This window comes from Arsenophonus nasoniae DSM 15247 (assembly GCF_000429565.1).
In the GTDB taxonomy this organism is placed as follows: Bacteria; Pseudomonadota; Gammaproteobacteria; order Enterobacterales; family Enterobacteriaceae; genus Arsenophonus; species Arsenophonus nasoniae.
In genome coordinates this window covers 52,323-71,438 of sequence record NZ_AUCC01000004.1, presented here as the reverse complement: position 1 = coordinate 71,438, position 19,116 = coordinate 52,323, and the positions used below count along the sequence as shown (strand labels likewise).

At 37.1% G+C, this 19,116-nt stretch carries 18 protein-coding genes and 1 riboswitch; of the genes, 11 read left to right on the top strand and 7 right to left on the bottom strand.

All coding sequences use genetic code 11. The features are described 5' to 3' along the window. Nucleotides 1-7: 7 nt before the first annotated feature. From pheT to G468_RS0101795, 11 genes are all read left to right on the top strand, one after another. Nucleotides 8-2,395, top strand: a complete 2,388-nt coding sequence (gene pheT, locus G468_RS0101845) for a phenylalanine--tRNA ligase subunit beta (RefSeq protein ID WP_026821650.1) — start codon at nt 8-10, stop codon at nt 2,393-2,395. A 4-nt stretch (nt 2,396-2,399) separates the two neighbouring features. Beyond that, a complete protein-coding gene (gene ihfA / locus G468_RS0101840) occupies nt 2,400-2,696 on the top strand; it encodes an integration host factor subunit alpha (RefSeq protein WP_026821649.1) in 297 nt (98 codons plus the stop codon). Nucleotides 2,697-3,103: 407 nt separating this feature from the next. Beyond that, on the top strand, nt 3,104-4,249 hold the full coding sequence (gene arnB, locus G468_RS0101835) for a UDP-4-amino-4-deoxy-L-arabinose aminotransferase (RefSeq protein ID WP_026821648.1): 1,146 nt from the start codon (nt 3,104-3,106) through the stop codon (nt 4,247-4,249). Further along, nucleotides 4,249-5,241 carry an undecaprenyl-phosphate 4-deoxy-4-formamido-L-arabinose transferase gene (gene arnC / locus G468_RS0101830; RefSeq protein WP_026821647.1) on the top strand — a complete coding sequence of 331 codons (993 nt, stop codon included), beginning with the start codon at nt 4,249-4,251 and terminating at the stop codon, nt 5,239-5,241. Before arnB ends, arnC begins: the two co-directional genes overlap by 1 nt. Beyond that, on the top strand, nt 5,241-7,241 hold the full coding sequence (arnA, locus tag G468_RS0101825) for a bifunctional UDP-4-amino-4-deoxy-L-arabinose formyltransferase/UDP-glucuronic acid oxidase ArnA (RefSeq protein ID WP_026821646.1): 2,001 nt from the start codon (nt 5,241-5,243) through the stop codon (nt 7,239-7,241). The genes arnC and arnA overlap by 1 nt, the downstream gene beginning before the upstream one ends. Next, nucleotides 7,241-8,134 carry a 4-deoxy-4-formamido-L-arabinose-phosphoundecaprenol deformylase gene (gene arnD, locus G468_RS0101820; RefSeq protein WP_026821645.1) on the top strand — a complete coding sequence of 298 codons (894 nt, stop codon included), beginning with the start codon at nt 7,241-7,243 and terminating at the stop codon, nt 8,132-8,134. The genes arnA and arnD overlap by 1 nt, the downstream gene beginning before the upstream one ends. 6 nt (nt 8,135-8,140) lie before the next feature. After that, nucleotides 8,141-9,805: a lipid IV(A) 4-amino-4-deoxy-L-arabinosyltransferase gene (gene arnT / locus G468_RS0101815; protein WP_026821644.1), complete on the top strand. Its 1,665-nt coding sequence runs from the start codon at nt 8,141-8,143 to the stop codon at nt 9,803-9,805. Then, nucleotides 9,802-10,140, top strand: coding sequence for a 4-amino-4-deoxy-L-arabinose-phosphoundecaprenol flippase subunit ArnE (gene arnE, locus G468_RS0101810; protein ID WP_026821643.1), 339 nt, complete (start codon nt 9,802-9,804; stop codon nt 10,138-10,140). The genes arnT and arnE overlap by 4 nt, the downstream gene beginning before the upstream one ends. Continuing rightward, nucleotides 10,137-10,526, top strand: a complete 390-nt coding sequence (arnF, locus tag G468_RS0101805; protein ID WP_026821642.1) for a 4-amino-4-deoxy-L-arabinose-phosphoundecaprenol flippase subunit ArnF — start codon at nt 10,137-10,139, stop codon at nt 10,524-10,526. Before arnE ends, arnF begins: the two co-directional genes overlap by 4 nt. 140 nt (nt 10,527-10,666) lie before the next feature. After that, nucleotides 10,667-11,149 carry a C40 family peptidase gene (locus G468_RS0101800; protein ID WP_026821641.1) on the top strand — a complete coding sequence of 161 codons (483 nt, stop codon included), beginning with the start codon at nt 10,667-10,669 and terminating at the stop codon, nt 11,147-11,149. Between the two features lie 72 nt (nt 11,150-11,221). After that, entirely contained in the window at nt 11,222-12,238 is a 1,017-nt protein-coding gene (locus G468_RS0101795; protein WP_026821640.1) for a lipoate--protein ligase, read from the top strand. 132 nt (nt 12,239-12,370) lie between these two features. Here G468_RS0101795 and G468_RS0101790 read toward each other — a convergent pair whose 3' ends face one another. The 7 genes from G468_RS0101790 to G468_RS0101755 form a co-directional block, all read right to left on the bottom strand. Continuing rightward, complete coding sequence (locus tag G468_RS0101790) at nt 12,371-12,727, bottom strand: helix-turn-helix domain-containing protein (protein WP_026821639.1); 357 nt, start codon at nt 12,725-12,727, stop codon at nt 12,371-12,373. A 351-nt stretch (nt 12,728-13,078) separates the two neighbouring features. Then, nucleotides 13,079-13,642: a manganese efflux pump MntP gene (gene mntP / locus G468_RS0101785; RefSeq protein WP_026821638.1), complete on the bottom strand. Its 564-nt coding sequence runs from the start codon at nt 13,640-13,642 to the stop codon at nt 13,079-13,081. Nucleotides 13,643-13,689: 47 nt separating this feature from the next. Then, a riboswitch (yybP-ykoY riboswitch) is annotated at nt 13,690-13,831 on the bottom strand. 121 nt (nt 13,832-13,952) lie between these two features. Continuing rightward, a complete protein-coding gene (locus G468_RS0101775) occupies nt 13,953-14,411 on the bottom strand; it encodes a DUF986 family protein (RefSeq protein ID WP_026821637.1) in 459 nt (152 codons plus the stop codon). Nucleotides 14,412-14,509: 98 nt separating this feature from the next. Then, nucleotides 14,510-15,358, bottom strand: coding sequence for a PTS mannose transporter subunit IID (locus G468_RS0101770; RefSeq protein ID WP_026821636.1), 849 nt, complete (start codon nt 15,356-15,358; stop codon nt 14,510-14,512). 15 nt (nt 15,359-15,373) lie between these two features. Continuing rightward, the gene (locus tag G468_RS0101765) at nt 15,374-16,174 is read right to left on the bottom strand and encodes a PTS mannose/fructose/sorbose transporter subunit IIC (RefSeq protein WP_026821635.1); all 801 of its coding nucleotides are present in this window, start codon (nt 16,172-16,174) and stop codon (nt 15,374-15,376) included. A 73-nt stretch (nt 16,175-16,247) separates the two neighbouring features. Continuing rightward, entirely contained in the window at nt 16,248-17,162 is a 915-nt protein-coding gene (manX, locus tag G468_RS0101760) for a PTS mannose transporter subunit IIAB (RefSeq protein ID WP_406929140.1), read from the bottom strand. Nucleotides 17,163-17,664: 502 nt separating this feature from the next. Then, nucleotides 17,665-19,029, bottom strand: coding sequence for an L-serine ammonia-lyase (locus G468_RS0101755; RefSeq protein WP_026821633.1), 1,365 nt, complete (start codon nt 19,027-19,029; stop codon nt 17,665-17,667). Nucleotides 19,030-19,116: the final 87 nt, after the last annotated feature.

Sequence of the window (19,116 nt, the reverse complement as noted above, 5' to 3'; positions counted from 1 at the left end):
TTATCACATGAAATTGAGTGAATTTTGGTTACGTGAATGGGTAAATCCAGCAATAAGCAGTGAAGCCTTATCAGAGCAAATGACGATGGCGGGTTTGGAGATTGATGATGTTAAACCTGTCGCCGGTCAATTCCAAGGTGTGTTAGTCGGTGAGATTGTTGAATGTGTACAACATCCTAATGCAGATAAATTGCGGTTAACAAAGGTTAATATTGGGGCTGAACAGTTACTCAATATTGTCTGTGGAGCACCCAATTGCCGTCAAGGATTAAAAGTTGCTGTGGCAACCATTGGCGCAGTGTTACCCGATAATTTTAAAATAAAAGCAACAAAACTACGCGGTGAGCTTTCTGAGGGTATGCTTTGTTCTTATTCAGAACTTGCTATTGTTAATGATCATGCAGGCATTATTGAGCTACCACACGATGCGCCTATTGGTATCGATATTCGTAATTACTTGCAACTTGATGACCATATTTTCGAAGTAAGTTTGACGCCAAATCGTGCTGATTGTTTAAGTATTTTAGGTATCGCACGCGATATTGCCGCTATCAATAACCTTGCGTTAAATACGAAAAAGATTGAACCAGTTAAAGGCACTGATGCTAGCGTTTTTCCTATTCGGGTGGAAGCGCCTATGGCGTGCCCCCGTTTTTTAGGCCGAGTAATAAAAGGCATTGATATTACAGCGTCAACCCCTATTTGGATGAAAGAAAAATTACGCCGTGGAGGGATCCGTGCTATTGATCCTGTGGTTGATATTACTAATTTTGTGTTGTTAGAGTTAGGTCAGCCCTTACATGCTTATGATCTTGATCGTTTAAATGGCGCGATAATTGTTCGCATGGCGAAACAGGATGAAACATTAGTTTTGCTTGATGACAGTGAAGTGACTATGAAGCAAGATACTTTAGTCATCGCCGATGAGAAAGGTGCCTTAGGAATTGCCGGAATTTTTGGCGGCAAGCACTCTAGTGTCAATCAAAATACCACCAATATTTTGTTAGAGAGTGCTTTTTTCGATCCGTTAACAATTGCTGGTCGAGCGCGTAATTATGGTCTTCATACTGAGGCTTCACACCGTTTTGAACGGGGTGTCGATCCACAGCTGCAATATAAAGCCATGGAACGCGCAACCCAGTTAATCCTTGAAATTTGTGGTGGTGATGCTGGAAATATTATTGATGTTAGCCATCAAACTAGCTTACCAAAAGGGGCAAAAATAACCCTGACTCGACTAAAACTAGATCGTTTAATTGGTCATAGTATCCCGGATATTAATGTTACTCAGATCCTTGAACGCTTAGGTTGCCAAGTGATTGGTAAGCAAGATAGTTGGCAAGTGGTTGCTCCATCTTGGCGTTTTGATATGCAAATTGAAGAAGATTTGATTGAAGAAGTCGCTCGTGTTTATGGTTATAATAATATACCCAATGTACCGTTACGTGCTGATTTAGTCATGACCCCTCGTTGTGAATCCGTTCTGCCATTAAAACGAGTGAAAACGTTATTAATTGATCGTGGTTACAATGAAGCGATTACCTACAGTTTTGTTGATCCTAAAATTCAGCAACTGCTGCATCCAGATTCCGATGCGATGATTTTACCTGATCCTATTTCAACGGATATGTCGGCAATGCGGCTTTCATTATTGCCAGGCTTATTAATGACAGTAATTTACAATCAAAATCGCCAACAAAATCGTATTCGACTGTTTGAAACTGGATTACGATTTCTGCCGGATCCATCAGCAGAACATGGTATTCGGCAAGAATTGATGTTAGCAGGCGTGATTACTGGCAATCGTTATGAAGAGCACTGGTTACAAGAAAAACGTGCTGTTGATTTTTTTGATATAAAAGGTGACGTTGAAGCAATACTGGAATTAACCGGAAAGTTAGACAATATTATTTATAAGGCTCACTCGAATCCTGCACTTCATCCCGGTCAAAGCGCTGGGATTTATCTGAATAATAATTATATTGGATATGTAGGTGTTATTCATCCAGAACTGGAAAATAAGCTAGATTTGAATGGTAGAACACTTGTTTTTGAATTGCTGTGGGATACTGTTGCCGAGCGCGTTATCCCTAAAGCAAATATGATTTCACGTTTCCCTGCCAATCGACGAGATATTGCTGTTGTAGTACCAGAAGAGGTAGCAACGGCGGATGTATTGGCTGAATGCAAGAAAATTGGCATAAATCATATAGTTGGCATAAACTTGTTTGACGTGTACTGTGGTAAAGGTGTAGCGGAAGGTTATAAGAGCCTTGCTATTAGCTTAATCTTGCAGGATACAAATCGTACTCTGGAAGAAGAAGAGATTGCCGCAACTGTTGATAAATGTGTTGCTGCGTTAAAACGGCGATTCCAAGCATCCTTGAGGGACTAAACCTATGGCGCTTACAAAAGCTGAAATGTCAGAAAGTCTGTTCGAAAAACTAGGTATAAGCAAACGTGATGCGAAAGACCTAGTTGAACTTTTCTTTGAAGAAGTTCGTCGTTCATTGGAAAATGGGGAGCAGGTGAAACTGTCAGGGTTTGGTAATTTTGATCTGCGTGATAAAAGTCAACGTCCAGGTCGAAATCCAAAGACTGGAGAAGATATTCCCATCACTGCTCGTCGAGTGGTGACTTTTCGACCAGGGCAAAAGTTGAAAGGCCGAGTTGAAAAGATAAAGCCTCATAAATAATGAATTATTATATGCAAAAAAGCCGCTAAAGCGGCTTTTTTATTATTTATTTATGTCAAAGTAATCTTAAAAAATAAAGATATCGTTGATAGATGAGTTATACGAGTTTTTAGCAAGTCAAACAATTTTATTGGTAAAAGTTACGTTAATAATAATTTTAAATGCACTTATTTTTGTTATTGGGTTACTTTTTTATTAATAAGAATTTTTAGGGAATCAATTAGTTTTCTATTCTACTTGAGTAACTTAAGGCAGAGTTTAAGCTTTATGCATTTATTAAGTAAATGCGTTCTAACTAGTTATATTAGAAAGTTATTGTCATGTTGATGTGTAGTTAAGCTATTTTATGATATTATAAACAACTAACTCTAAAAAAATATTAGATGAATTGCTAGTAGGTTAATCTCATGAATGATTTTCTTCCTTTTTCTCGCCCAGCAATAGGTGACGAAGAGATCCGGGCGGTAGAAAAGGTCTTACGTTCTGGTTGGATCACCACTGGGCCGCAAAATCATCAACTCGAAGAAGACTTTCGCCACAAGTTTGGTTGTCAGCATGCAATTGCTTTTTGTTCAGCAACAGCGGGTATGCATATAACGCTTATGGCCTTAGGAATTGGTCCTGGAGATGAAGTTATTACCCCCTCATTAACATGGGTTTCAACTATTAATATGATCACCTTGTTAGGGGCTCATCCAATCATGATTGATGTTGATCGTGATACTTTAATGGTTCAGCCTGATGTTGTTGAGCAGGCAATTACCCCTAAGACAAAAGCGATTATTCCGGTACATTATGCTGGTGCGCCATGCGATCTTAACGCGTTACGTGAAATTGCACAAAGAAATAACATCGCATTGATCGAGGATGCTGCTCATGCGGTAGGTACTCAATATCAAAATGAATGGATTGGGCAACAAGGCACGGCTATTTTTTCATTTCATGCAATTAAAAATATTACTTGTGCCGAGGGTGGTTTAGTTGCTACCGATGATGATGCCTTAGCGACACGCTTGCGATGTTTAAAGTTTCATGGTTTAGGTGTAGATGCCTTCGATCGACAAATACAAGGTCGTAAGCCACAAGCTGAAGTTGTTGAACCTGGATTTAAATATAATCTTTCTGATATCCATGCTGCAATCGCAGTTGTTCAGTTAAAAAAATTAGCACAGATAAATAAACGTCGTGCTGAGCTTGTTGCCTATTATCGACAAGCGCTTAGCAAGCTGCCGTTAAAAATGCTGAATGTGCCTGATTATCCCCATTTGCATGCCAATCATCTGTTTATGGTGCGAGTTGATGAAACAATCTGTGGTATTAACCGAGATAGTTTTATGGAACGCTTAAAAGAGAGGAATATTGGTACAGGTTTGCATTTCCGAGCGGCTCATACGCAGAAATATTATAGAAAACATTATCCATCACTTTCTCTACCTAATTCTGAATGGAACTCGGCTACCTTATGTTCATTACCACTATTCCCTGATATGCGCGCTCAAGATGTTGATCGCGTTGTTGCTGCTATTAATGAAATTTTTTCGGAGCTGAAATAGTGCCTTTTCAAAATGATTTTGAAGAAATAAAGAAAGTTTCTATCGTTATCCCTATTTATAACGAAGAGCAAAGTTTACCCCAATTATTGGAAAGAACATTGGCTGCTTGTCAGAGATTGAAACAGCCATATGAATTAATTTTAGTTGATGATGGTAGTGCTGATAATTCCGCTAACTTGCTAATAGCTGCGGCTGAAAATTGGGCAAATCATGTTATTGCCGTAATTTTAAATCGTAATTATGGACAACATTCTGCCATTATGGCGGGTTTTAAACAGGCAACCGGCGATCTTGTGATCACGTTAGATGCTGATTTACAAAATCCACCTGAAGAGATTCCAAATTTGGTACAGGTTGCAGAACAGGGCTATGACGTAGTCGGTACCAGACGGATGAATCGGCAAGATTCTTGGTTTCGTAAAACAGCGTCGAAAATCATTAATGTCATGATTACCAAAGCAACAGGGCGCACCATGGGCGATTATGGCTGCATGTTACGTGCGTATCGGCGTAATATTATTAACGCGATGCTACAGTGTCATGAACGTAGTACATTTATTCCCATCTTAGCAAATACGTTTGCTAGAAGAACGATCGAAATTGATGTTGCCCATGCAGAACGTGAGTTTGGTGATTCCAAATATAGCTTTATGAAGCTCATAAATTTAATGTTTGATTTACTCACTTGCTTAACAACGACTCCGTTACGTTTATTGAGTGTTGTTGGTAGTTTTATTGCGGCAAGTGGATTTTTATTGGCGGTTCTGCTAATTATCTTACGTCTTATTTTTGGTGCAATGTGGGCTGCAGAGGGTGTTTTTACGCTGTTTGCTATTCTATTCATATTTATTGGTGCGCAGTTTATCGCCATGGGATTACTCGGTGAATATATTGGCAGAATGTACAATGATGTTCGTGCCCGACCCCGTTACTTCATTCAAAAGATAGTTGGTATTCATCAAGATACTGACGAAAATCAGGAAAAAAAATAATGAAAGCTATTGTTTTTGCTTACCATGATATTGGTTGTGTGGGATTAAAGGCGCTAAAGAAGGCGGGCTTTGAAATTCAGGCTGTTTTTACACATACAGATGATCCTAAAGAGAATCATTTCTTTTCCTCAGTTGCACGCTTGGGGGCTGAGCTGGGCTTGCCTGTATTTGCGCCGGAAAATGTCAATCATTCACTTTGGATTGAACGTATTGAGAAAATGCAACCTGATGTCATTTTCTCTTTTTACTATCGCCATATGCTTAGTCAAGAATTATTGGCGTTAGCCCCTAAAGGTGCCTTCAACCTACATGGTTCTTTACTACCAAAATATCGTGGTCGCGTGCCAATTAATTGGGCTATTTTAAATGGCGAAACAGAAACTGGTGTCACGCTCCATAAGATGATAGCTAAGGCAGATGCTGGTGATATTATTGCACAGAAAAAAGTCGCCATTGATGCAACAGATACCGCATTAGTGTTACATGAGAAAATTCGTCAGGCTTCCGAACAGCTCTTGGCTGATACATTACCATTAATTAAAATGGGTGATTATTCAGCAACACCACAAGATGAGAGTCAGGCTACTTATTTTGGCCGTCGTCGCGCTGAGGATGGTTTAATCGATTGGTCTAAATCTGCTACTGAAGTGAATAACTTAATACGAGCAGTAACCGAACCATATCCGGGTGCATTTACCTATTTAGCTGAAAGTAAGATGATTGTCTGGCGTGCCCGTGTGTTAGAAAAATCACATGATAAATTACCGGGTACCATCATTTCTACTGAGCCATTGCAAATAGCCTGTGGTCAAGGCGTGCTTGAGATCCTAACTGGCCAGTGTGGATCGGGTTTATACGTTGAAGGATCGCGTTTAGCGGCTGAAATGGGCATTGTGACAGGTGTGCGTGTTGGAGCAAAACCGACGGCACAAGTAAAACGCCGTAAGCGCGTTTTAATTTTGGGGGTGAATGGTTTTATTGGTAATCACTTAACCGAACGTTTATTAGCCGATGGACACTATGATATCTATGGCTTGGATATTAGTTCTTCAGCTGTTTCACGTTTTATTAATGATCCTCGTTTTGGTGATGATCAGCGTTTTCATTTTGTTGAAGGTGATATCAGTATTCATACTGAGTGGATTGAATATCATATTAAAAAATGCGACATCATTTTGCCCCTGGTTGCTATTGCAACACCGATTGAATACACCCGTAATCCATTAAGAGTTTTTGAATTAGACTTTGAAGAAAACTTAAAGATAGTGCGTTATTGTGTAAAATATAATAAACGTATTATTTTCCCATCGACTTCTGAAGTTTACGGGATGTGTGATGATAAAGAATTTGATGAAGATAACTCTCGTTTAATTGTGGGGCCAATTAACAAACAGCGTTGGATTTATTCTGTTTCTAAACAGTTATTGGATCGCGTTATTTGGGCATATGGTGCTAAAGAAGGGTTGAAATTCACCTTATTTAGACCGTTTAATTGGATGGGCCCACGACTCGATAGTTTACATTCTGCCCGTATTGGTAGCTCAAGGGCGATTACCCAATTAATTTTAAATTTGGTTGAGGGTTCACCGATAAAATTAGTTGATGGTGGCGCTCAAAAGCGTTGTTTCACCGATATTAAAGATGGTATTGAAGCATTATTTCGTATTATTGAAAATAAAGATGAAAAATGCGATGGCCAAATTATCAATATTGGTAATCCAACCAATGAAGCAAGTATTGCTCAATTAGCTGATATGTTACTTGTCAGTTTTGAAAAACATCCGTTACGTAAACTCTTTCCTCCATTTGCTGGTCTCAAAAAGATTGAAAGTAGTAGTTATTATGGTAAAGGATATCAAGATGTTGAGCATCGTAGACCGCGCATTGAAAATGCGCGTCGCTTGCTCGATTGGGAACCAACTATTGATATGAAGCAGACTATTGATGAAACTTTAGATTTCTTCTTACAAGCTGCAGCGGAAGAATTAGGTAAAAAATAATGAAGAAAATTGGCTTAAGAATTGATGTAGATACCTATCAAGGTACCAAAGAAGGTGTGCCACAGTTATTTAAAGTGCTCGCTAAATATCAACTTCGAGCCAGTTTTTTTTTCAGTGTCGGTCCAGATAATATGGGGCGCCATTTATGGCGCCTGTTTCGACCTAAATTTTTATGGAAAATGTTAAGATCGAATGCCGCGTCACTGTATGGTTGGGATATTTTATTAGCCGGAACAGCCTGGTCAGGTAAAAAAATTGCCAATGATCTAGGTTACTTAATGAAACAAACATTGGATGAAGGTCATGAAGTTGGGCTACATGCATGGGATCATCACGGCTGGCAAGCTAATGTTGGTAAATGGCCGAGAACTAAATTGGTCGAACAAATTAAATTAGGTGTGGATGCGCTTGAAGCCGTAACGGGCGCTAGTGTGAAATGTACAGCTGTAGCAGGTTGGCGTGCCGATGAACGTGTATTAACGGCGAAAGAAAATTTTAAATTTGACTATAATAGTGATTGTCGAGGTACCCATCCTTTTCGTCCTATTTTGGCTGATGGTTCAATTGGTACCCTACAAATTCCAGTGACACTACCAACTTATGATGAAGTTGTTGGCACGTTGGTTAAAGATGAAAATTTTAATGATTTTATTATTAACGCGATGCAGGAAGATGTAGGAACGTCTGTTTATACTATTCATACTGAAGTGGAAGGTATGTCTAAATCGATGCAATTTGAGAATTTATTAGAGAGAATGATTGCAGAACAAATGGTATTTTGTCCATTGCGTGAATTAATACCAAATGATATAGATTCTTTACCACTAGGAAAAATTATTCGTTCATCTTTTCCAGGTCGTGAAGGCTGGCTAGGGTGTCAACACGAGGTATAGTGCTTGATGTTAACTAAACAGTTACAGAAAACAGGTGCTTTTTTATTAGCACTTTTTTTCATTTTTACTTATTTAGTGCCGTTAAATAGTCGATTGCTCTGGCAGCCTGATGAAACGCGTTACGCAGAAATTAGTCGAGAAATGTTGCTTCGATGCGATTGGATTGTGCCTTATTTGCTTAATATTCGCTATTTTGAAAAGCCAGTGGCCGGATATTGGATAAATAATATCAGTCAAATGATCTTTGGTGATACTAATTTTGCTGTCCGTTTTGGTGCTGTGTTTTCAACTATGATCAGCGCCGGCTTAGTTTACTGGTTAGCAATGATAATGTGGCGTAATCGAAGTGTCGCGTTTGTTGCTACTTTAATGTATGTTTCGATGTTTTTGGTATTTGCGGTTGGCACTTACAGCGTACTCGATCCAATGCTCACCATGTGGCTGACTGCTTGTATGCTATGTTGTTTTTGGTTATTAAAAGCATCAACGGTGGCTGCAAAGTTACTTGCCTGGGCCGTTATGGGGCTTACCTGTGGTATGGCCTTCATGACTAAGGGTTTTTTAGCGTTAGCTATTCCGGTGATCGTCATGCTGCCAGTTATGCTTTATCAAAAACGTTTTACTGAGATACTCAAATTTGGTGGCATAGCAATAATCAGTGCGGCATTGATAAGCCTTCCCTGGGCATTAGCTATTAATAAATATGAACCCGATTATTGGCATTACTTTTTCTGGGTAGAACATATTCAACGCTTTTCATCAGAAGATGCTCAACATAAAGCCCCTTTTTGGTTTTATATTCCAATCATTTTACTTGGTGTAATACCCTGGTTAGGGCTTTTACCTGGGGCATTATTTAAGAGTTGGCAGGAACGAAAAATCAAACCGGAAATGTTTTTTCTGCTGTGCTGGTTTATTGTCCCTTTCCTATTTTTTAGTATTGCTAAAGGTAAATTACTCACTTATATGTTGCCAGTGATGGCACCGCTTGCATTAATGATGGCCAAATATGCGGTTGATTGTGTTAAAAATCGCAATCTAGTCCCACTTAAATTTAACGGATTTACCAATATCACATTTGGCATATTGGCAATTATTACTTTGATTATTGTGGGGTTATTTGTTGATCATCCTCTATATAGCCCAGCGGAATGGCCCAAACTGGCATTAGGCATCACTGTTTTTTGTATTTGGCTGATTATTGGCTATTTTAGCCTAATATCCAATGCTAGGTATTGGTTGTGGGGGGCGGCATGTTCTCTAGCTTTGAGCTTAACGATAGGTTATGCATTACCGCAAGATACTATCGATTCTAAATTGCCACAACAATTAATTAGGCAAAATATTTCTTTGTTGGAACAAAGTAAATTTGTGCTAGCGGATAATGTTGGAGTAAGTGGAGGCCTGGCATGGGAATTACATCGAGGTAATATTTATTTATATGAAAGATCAGGTGAATTAAGATACGGTTTGAATTATCCTGATAGTGAATATCGCTTAATCAAACAAGCTAATTTTGCTAAATGGCTTAGCCAGTCACGGAAAGAAGGACAAATTTCAGTGGTGCTTTTATTACGTAGAAATGAAGGTCTGCCTGATGATATTCCTAAGCCTGATCATGTGGTTCGCAATTCAAGAATGGCAATAATGACTTATTATCAGCAGCCATGACACATTTTTTATTATTGATAATTGTTAGCCTGTTAACTTGCTTTGGGCAAGTTTGTCAAAAACAAGCGGTTATATATTGGCAAAGTGGTTTGCCGACAAAAAATAGTTTAGTCTTTAAATGGCTAGTAATAGCTATTATTTTGCTCGCGTTAGCCATGCTATTTTGGCTTAAATTATTACAAATTTTACCGCTTAGTATTGCTTATCCGATGCTAAGTTTTAACTTTGTTATCGTTACCTTGATAGGGCAATTTATCTATCAAGAAAAGATCAGTATAAAACATTGGATAGGTGTATTTATTATCATGCTGGGTATTGTTTTATTAAATATATGAAAGGTTATTTTTGGGGTATCATCAGCGTAATATTGATCACTTTCTCTCAGCTTTGTCTAAAAGCTGGCGTAACTTTATTACCTGAGTTTAAATTAAATCATCAATGGATGAATGTTAATTGGTTATTTGAAAATCTCCCTGCGTTTGGGCTGATTTTTGTCGGTTTAATTGGCTATGCTATTTCTATGGTTTGTTGGCTATTAGCCTTGAGATTTTTAGCTTTAAGTAAAGCTTATCCACTAATTAGTTTAAGCTATGTATTTGTTTATTTATTAGCGGTCACATTGCCTTGGTTTAATGAATCGGCAACATTAGTTAAATTTGTGGGTGTGCTATTAATTTTGTTCGGTATTTGGATTATTTCTCGGCCTGAAGTAAAACGGTAATAAAACAAAAAAGTGTGTAGGATATTTATTTTAATCGACAGCGTTTGCTAAAAATAAAGATCACCCATTAATAAAAACTTGTTTTTTTATTAAACGCTGATTAAAGTCATTTAGTTATCTTAAAGCGATAAAGGTGCTTTATGCTAATCAGAATTAAACACCTACTTTTTTTATTTTATCTAGCCTTAATTGGCTGTTCCTCTTCAGTGAATAGAACCGCTCCGCCATTAAAAACCCAACTTTCTGATCCTATTATGACCATCGCTCAACTAAAGGAGCAACTATTACAATGGTATGGTACGCCATATCGGTATGGTGGTTTAGCATCAAGTGGAATTGATTGTTCAGGATTTGTTTATCGAACTTTTAGTGACCGTTTTGCTATTCAATTACCGCGTACGACAGTAGCCCAAACAACATATGGTACTCGTATTGATATTGAGGAACTCATGCCGGGCGATCTGGTTTTTTTTAAAACGGGTTCTGGTGAAAATGGCTTACATGTAGGTATTTATGATACAGATAATACTTTTATTCATGCATCAACCAGTAAAGGCGTTATTCGCTCTTCATTGAATAATACCTACTGGCGCAAGGTTTTCTGGCAAGCACGTCGTATTTAAATGTCATTTTTAATTATAATAACTTTTTCGTCTTTAGCTGTAGAAAAATGAATATAGGCTGGCAAAATTTATATGGCTTCAATACGTCTTCTTATTTCTGAATCATTTGATCCCTGGTTTAATTTGGCAGTCGAAGAGGCTATTTTTCGTCAAATGTCAGTCAAGCAACGGGTTATGTTTCTTTGGCGCAATAATGATACAGTCGTTATTGGACGAGCACAAAATCCATGGAAAGAGTGTAATACCCGAAAAATGGTACAAGATGGGGTTAAATTAGCTCGCCGCCGAAGTGGTGGTGGTGCGGTTTTTCATGATTTAGGAAATAGCTGTTTTACCTTTATGGCAGGTAAACCCGCTTATAATAAAACAGTTTCAACCCAAATTATTATTGCAGGGTTAGCTGAGCTTGGGGTTATTGCTCAAGTAGCTGGTCGAAATGATTTAGTTATTCGTTCCGCACATGGCGAGCGTAAAATTTCAGGATCAGCTTATTTTGAAACTCATGATCGCGGTTTTCATCATGGTACTTTACTCATTAATACGGATTTAAATCGATTAGCCAGTTATTTAAATCCAGATCCAAAAAAGTTGATTAGCAAAGGTATTACTTCTGTGCGTTCTAGGGTAATGAACTTAGCTGAAATTGATGCCGGCATTACTCATCAAAAAGTTTGTAACGCTTTCGCAAACAATTTTTTCAACTATTATGGTGAAGTAGTGAAGGCAGAAATAATTTCGCCAACTAACATGCCTGATTTACCCGGTTTTATTGACGTTTATGCTAAGCAATCTAGTTGGGAATGGAATTTTGGCCAAGCGCCGACTTTTAGTCATATACTTGACACACGATTTGTTTGGGGTGGCGTTGAACTTTATTTTGATATTGATAAAGGCAAAATTTCAGCTAGTAAAATTTATACTGATAGTTTAGATCCATCGCCATTGGAGCTTTTTAGTCAAAAGTTGATTGGGAAAAAATACCAACCAGCAACAATTAAGGAGATAATCGCGGAGATACAGGTTCAATATCCAGATCTTAATCAGCAACTTATACAATTAGAAAATTGGTTGGTTAATGAAATAACATGAATAAAGTTAGTCATTATTAATTATTAGCACTCATTGCTAGCTAAACAAATATTCATGCGAATTTTATTGTAGACAGGACATAAAGCCAGTATTTAGACTGGCATATAGCAATGAATAATTAAAAATTTTAGCTTAGTCCATAAATTGATTAAAATCGGGTAACTGCCCATTTTGACGAAATTTAGCCGGTGTAGTATTAAAATGTTTTTTAAAAATGCGAGTAAATGTTGCTTGGGAGCTAAAACCGTATTGTAGAGCTATATCCAAAATAGAAAATTTATCTTCTCGTAATAGCCTGGCTGCTTCAAGTAAACGACGTTTACGAACATATTCACCTAAGGTGCAACCTTTTAATTGCTTAAAGATCCGTTGTAAATGCCATTTAGAATAACCACTTTTATTAGCAATGGTATCAATCTTAATGCCTTCATTTCGTTGTAATTGGCTCTCTAACCAATTAACAATATCATTGATTACATTTTCCGACATGTTCACCTTCCACAATCAGTGGGTAAATAGCCTAGCTGTAAAGAATCATTCATTTATTTATAAATTCTATTTTATGATTTTTGATATTTATAGATAGGCAAAAAATGCCATTTCTAATTGCTAATAATAATTATTATTAATCTATAATATATTCCGTTTTATTTTAAAAAAATGAAATTAAACTATTAAATAGTTTATCATTTTTTAATAAATATTATACATTAAAGAGTATTTCAATTAATAATTTTTGTTAGAAATAGTAAAAATTCTTATTGTTTAGTGTCTCTTATTTATTATTTTTCTAACATAATAAAAGCATTAAAAAAACATTGGAGCGAATTATTTAATAAATTAAATATGTTGATAAATTATACTAAATCCAATCATAATTAGCGTAACACCACCCATCATTTCGGCTGTTTTTCCTAATAATGGACCAATATAACGACCTAATAATATCCCAAGTGTTGCCATAATCATGGTCATTAGTCCGATTGTCATCGCTGTATGGATGATATTAATTTGCAAAAAAGCCAGACTAACGCCAATGGCCATTGCATCCAGGCTAGTTGCGATGGCGGTAGTAATAAGGGTAAAAGAATTGTGATAGTGGATAAGAGGAGATTTGTTATTGTTTTTAGCGCGATGGTAGCTTTGATATATCATTTGGCTACCCAATATAAATAATAAACCAAACGCTATCCAATGATTCCACTTTATAACATATTGACTGGCTAATAGTCCTAAACACCAGCCAATAATGGGTGTTATGGCCTCAATTACGCCAAAGATAAGGCCCGTTCTTATTGCTTCACGTAAAGAGGGATTAAATAAGGTAGCACCTTTGCAAACTGATACAGCAAATGCATCCATGGATAATGCGAGTGATAAAGCTAAGGTGGTGTATAAGTTCATTATACTGTCTCAGTTGGATAGTTATCCATACACATATTTTTACTTCCAACCTTGAGTAAAAATATGCCTATGGTCTTGCCAACCTTGTCAGGTATTCATGCCACGTTACTATAACATAACGAGTATGTTGACATGAAATTTCTAAACGACAATTTTATTTAGAACAGGCTACTCCCCAATGACACATAGCAAAAGATATCATAAAAATAATAAAAGGCAATTATTTAAATTTTTATTATTTTATCAATTAATGCCATTTAATAAAAATAATAATTATCGTTAATTAACTATATAATAAAGATTAAGAATGTTATTTATTATTAAGCAAAAAGTTGTAGATTTTATCTAAATCATCAAACTGTTTAACAGCAATATAAATTTTTCTTTTTGCCAAACCGACTATTAATATTCCATCTTTAGATAAATTAATTGTTTTAATATGATCGTATAATATATAAACATTATTATAATAAAAACCTTTATCTTTAAAATAAAGCTTAGGGTAACGAATGAATGTTAAGTAAATAGCAATAAGAACTGTGATCATTAATAAATAGGTTGTAAACTGACTACCATGTTGAATAATATTATGATAAATAACAATTGCGATAAGTATAATAAAAATAACGGCATCAATTCTATTTCTGCGCCTTAACTTTATTTTTAATTTTGTTTTTCCATTTAACAAATTAACAATCAATTCTTCATAGATAGCATAAGTTAGCATTAGTAGAATCAAGATAGTCAAGACAATATTGTTCATATTCATGAGCAAACACTCCCATCGATTATTACTCTGCTGTAAAGATAAAATTAAAAACGGGAGGCTGCAACCTCCCGTAATCGGCAATTAAAATATCGAGTATCTTAGCCTAAAAATCCTGCCCAGTAGCCAACAATACCAAGGATAAAGAAACCAACAATGATCCATAATGGATTAACTTTACGCCGTAATAACCACATACAGCCAAATGTTAATAGTAAAGGTACTAGACCAGGCATTAATTGATTTAATATTGTCTGTACGGTAGTGATTGTGACCTCGCCCGTCTCTAGATTTTTTATCTCGGATACAACTAACGGGATATTAACATTGGTCCATTTATTAACTAATGCACCCATCACAAATAGTCCCAAAATAGAGGCGCCTTCGGTCATTTTTTGTAGAAAGCCACCTCCCATGTCATGAACAATATCAAGCCCTTTTTTGTAACCATAGCTGACACCGTAATAACGTGTGAGTAAACGAACTAAATTGAACAAAATAAAAAATAGCAATGGTCCTAGTAGACTACCTGACATCGCAGTTCCTGCACCTAATGCTGCAAAAACTGGACGTACTGTGCCCCAAAAAATAGGGTCTCCAACACCTGCCAAGGGGCCCATTAAGCCAACTTTAATACCATTAATTGCACCATCATCGATATCTGCACCATTAGCTCTTTGTTCTTCCATCGCCATGGTGACGCCTAAAACCGGTGCTGCAACATACGGATGGGTATTAAAAAACTCTAGATGGCGCTTAATTGCTTGTTTACGTTCTTCGCTATTTTCAGGATATAAACGACGGATCACGGGAATCATTGAAAAGCAAAAACCAAGTGCTTGCATGCGCTCAAAGTTCCAAGATCCTTGAAAAAGATTGGAACGTAAGAAAACTCCGCGAATATCACCAGCAGTAAGCTTTTTTTGGTTTGCTGAAGTTGTATCTGCCATTATTCCATTCCTTAATTAATCTAATTCATTATCTAAGTCGCTATTGCCATTATTTTGCGAATTAGCAACTTGTGATTGGTTGTATTTTGGACTGAGTTGAATATAGAGGATCGCCATTACAATACCAATAACGCCTAAAGCAACTAGGTTGAAATTGGTAAATGCCGCAGTTACAAAGCCCAAGTAGAAAAATGGCATCAGATAACCTGCGCGCATCATGTTAATCACCATTGCGTAACCGACAACAACGATCATACCACCAGCAATGTTCAATCCTTTAGTCACAACCTCAGGAATGGAATCTAGTAGATGTTGGACTTCTGAGGTACCAACAGAGATAGCAACAATTAGAGCAGGAATAGCAATACGCATCGCCTGTAGTAACAGGGCTGAGATGTGAATTGTTGTTAATGCACGTAAATTGGCAGATTGCGCGGCACGATCAGCGGCATGTTGAAATGCAACAGTGAGTGTCCGAACAATAATGGTCAATACTTGACCTGCAGCAGCTAATGGGATCGCCAAAGCAATACCGGTACCAATATCTTGTCCGCCGGCAATAACTAGAATGGTAGAAATAATTGAGGCGAGTGCAGCATCAGGTGCTACGGCTGCCCCGATATTCATCCACCCGAGGGCGATCATTTCCAGTGTACCACCGATAATTATCCCTGTTTTTAGATCACCGAGAACAAGGCCAATTAGGGTACAAGCAATTAAAGGGCGATGGAATTGGAATTCATCTAGAATAGAATCCATACCTGCAATACAGGCAACAAGGAAAACGAGTATGATTTGAACAACGGTAAGTTCCATTGTTTATCTCCTGTAACCAACAACGTTGGTGAATCTATTTTTAAGTCGTGAATGTATAACCAAAAAAGAAAACTCAGCTTTTTGCTTTTTTGATGAGAGTTAACATATCCAGTTTGTTGTCACTTGAAACTTTACGTGCTTCAAGTTCAATGCCCCGTTTAGATAATTGATTAAAAGCCTCAATATCCTCATTATCGATCGAGATCGCATTGTTAACCTGGGTTTTACCATCACGGTAGGCCATGCCACCAATATTGACAGACTTTATTTCGACGCCGCCTTCTACAATGCGTAAAACGTCTGTGGGATTGGTAAATAACAGCATAACGCGTTCACCGGCATACTTAGGATTATTATAGACACGAATACATTTTGCTATATCGATTACATGTGCAGTTACACCCGGTGGCGCCACCTGCTTTAATAAAGTTGAACGAACATGATCTTTAGCAACTTCATCACTTACTACGATAATACGCTTAACTTTTGTCTCTTTAGTCCAGCGAGTAGCTACTTGACCATGAATTAAACGGTCATCAATTCGAGCAAGGGCAATGAACATATGACCTTGTGCAGCTGAATTGGCTACCTGTGATGGGGGAGTTGGCGTCGGTGAATTTTGCGGTTTATTGCTAGTCTGTAGACTATTTAGTGCTTTAATTTCACTGCGACCCGTTTCAATAGCAGTGCTAACTAATTCACTAAAGGTAGGATCGTCATCACGGGATAGTAACGTCGCAACTAGCATGGGGACGTTAACACCGGTAACTATATCATATTTGTCTTTATCTTTACTTTCGATAATGCGACTAGCGGCGTTAAATGGACTGCCTCCCCACATATCTACCAAAAATAACACACCTTGAGAAACATCGAGCTCATTAAGCTTTTGATTATATTTTTCAATTAATATATCAGCGTTTTCACCTGGAACAAAATCGATATAAGCGACATTTTGTTGTTCGCCAATCAACATTTCAGCGGTCATGAGCAACTGTTTTGCAGCAACACCATGAGTGCTAATTATAATAGCTACACTCACTACTTTTCCCCTTAGAAGTAGATTAAATAATAAAAATAATTATTAGAGTGTACTCTCCGTTAACGGATGAATACAATCAAATAATCACTGGTATGAATAGTTTTTCATGTTATAAGTATTAACCATAATTGAAACTAATTAATAATTTTATAGACTATCATTTAAATATAAGAAAAAATATGCCAGTGATCAGAAAATTTAAAATACGTATCAATATATTTAGAGAAAGATAAATTTTATCAATCAATTTAATTTTGTTATAGTTGTTATTATCCTGTGTGAAATAATAATAAATTTTAATTAGTAATTCTATGAATATAAACTGTACTTTAATCTAGGGGAGATTTTTTAACTAATTGAATAGGAAGAAGTGTGATAAATAAAAATAACCCTTTCTATATTAAGGGTTATTAAATGAAAAAAAATATATTTTAAGGTGTATGCTACATTAATCACATTGGACTTTAATAGCTAAACCGCCACGAGAAGTTTCACGGTATTTAGCATTCATATCTTTACCTGTTTCATACATGGTTTCGATGACTTTATCTAAAGAAATGCGTGGTTCACTTGTTCTGCGTAGTGCCATTCTTGCCGCATTAATCGCTTTAACTGACGCAATTGCGTTAAGTTCAATGCAAGGGACTTGAACTTGTCCCGCAACCGGGTCACAGGTTAGCCCTAAATTATGCTCCATACCAATTTCAGCTGCTATACAGACTTGTTCAGGATTGCCACCTAGTAATTCAGCTAGCCCAGCAGCGGCCATTGAACAGGCAACGCCGACTTCTCCTTGGCAGCCAACTTCGGCACCTGATATAGAGGCATTCATCTTGTAAAGAATACCAATCGCCCCTGAAGCTAAAAAGTAACGGCTATAAAGTGCTGGTGTAACAGGTTCAATACAGTGATCATAGTAAGATAAGACAGCTGGAATTATGCCACAGGCACCATTAGTTGGTGCGGTTACCACGCGACCACCGGCGGCATTTTCTTCGTTAACCGCTAATGCAAACATATTAATCAAATCAACGATATCCATTGGATCATTAGACAGTTTTTGAGATGCAGTCAACATGCGATGTAATGCCGGTGCGCGGCGAGGGACGCGAAGAGGACCGGGTAAAATACCTTCAGTATTCAGTCCTGGAGCAATGCAGGCCTGCATGGTATGCCAAATATTAGCAAAATAGTGATCAATTTCTTCTTTCGTATGCAGCGCTAATTCGTTTTTCATCACAAGATTAGAAACCGATAAACCGGTTGTTTTACAATGAAGTAGCAGTTCAGCTGCTGAGTTATAAGAATTAGGTACTGCTTTATTAGTAGAAGTTTGTTGGTCAAAATTTTCTTCATCAACAATAAACCCACCACCTATCGAATAATAAGTTTTAGTAAAAATTTTGTTATTATTATTGAAAGCGGTAATGGTCATGCCATTTTCGTGTAATGGTAAATTATTATAATGAAAATTTATTCCACCTTGACGTGGAAAATCAACATAATGGCTTGTATTTGCTAAAGATAGACGCTCAGTTTGCTCAACATTAGCAATAAAATCTGTTATTGATTCAATATCAACGGTTGCTGGTAAATTACCCGCTAAACCCATAATAATAGCGATGTCAGTATGATGCCCCTTTCCAGTTAATGAAAGGGAGCCATAAATATCAACAGCGATACGAGTAACAGAGGAAAGTAGATTTTTTTCGATCAATTGATCGACAAATTCTTTACCTGCTTTCATTGGTCCAACGGTATGAGAACTAGATGGGCCAATACCGACTTTAAACATATCGAAAACACTGATCACTAAGAACCCCCTGAAAAATAAAAACCGATAAAATAATCACTTAATACCAAATGTTATAGTTGTAATATTAACGTGTTGTAATTGATT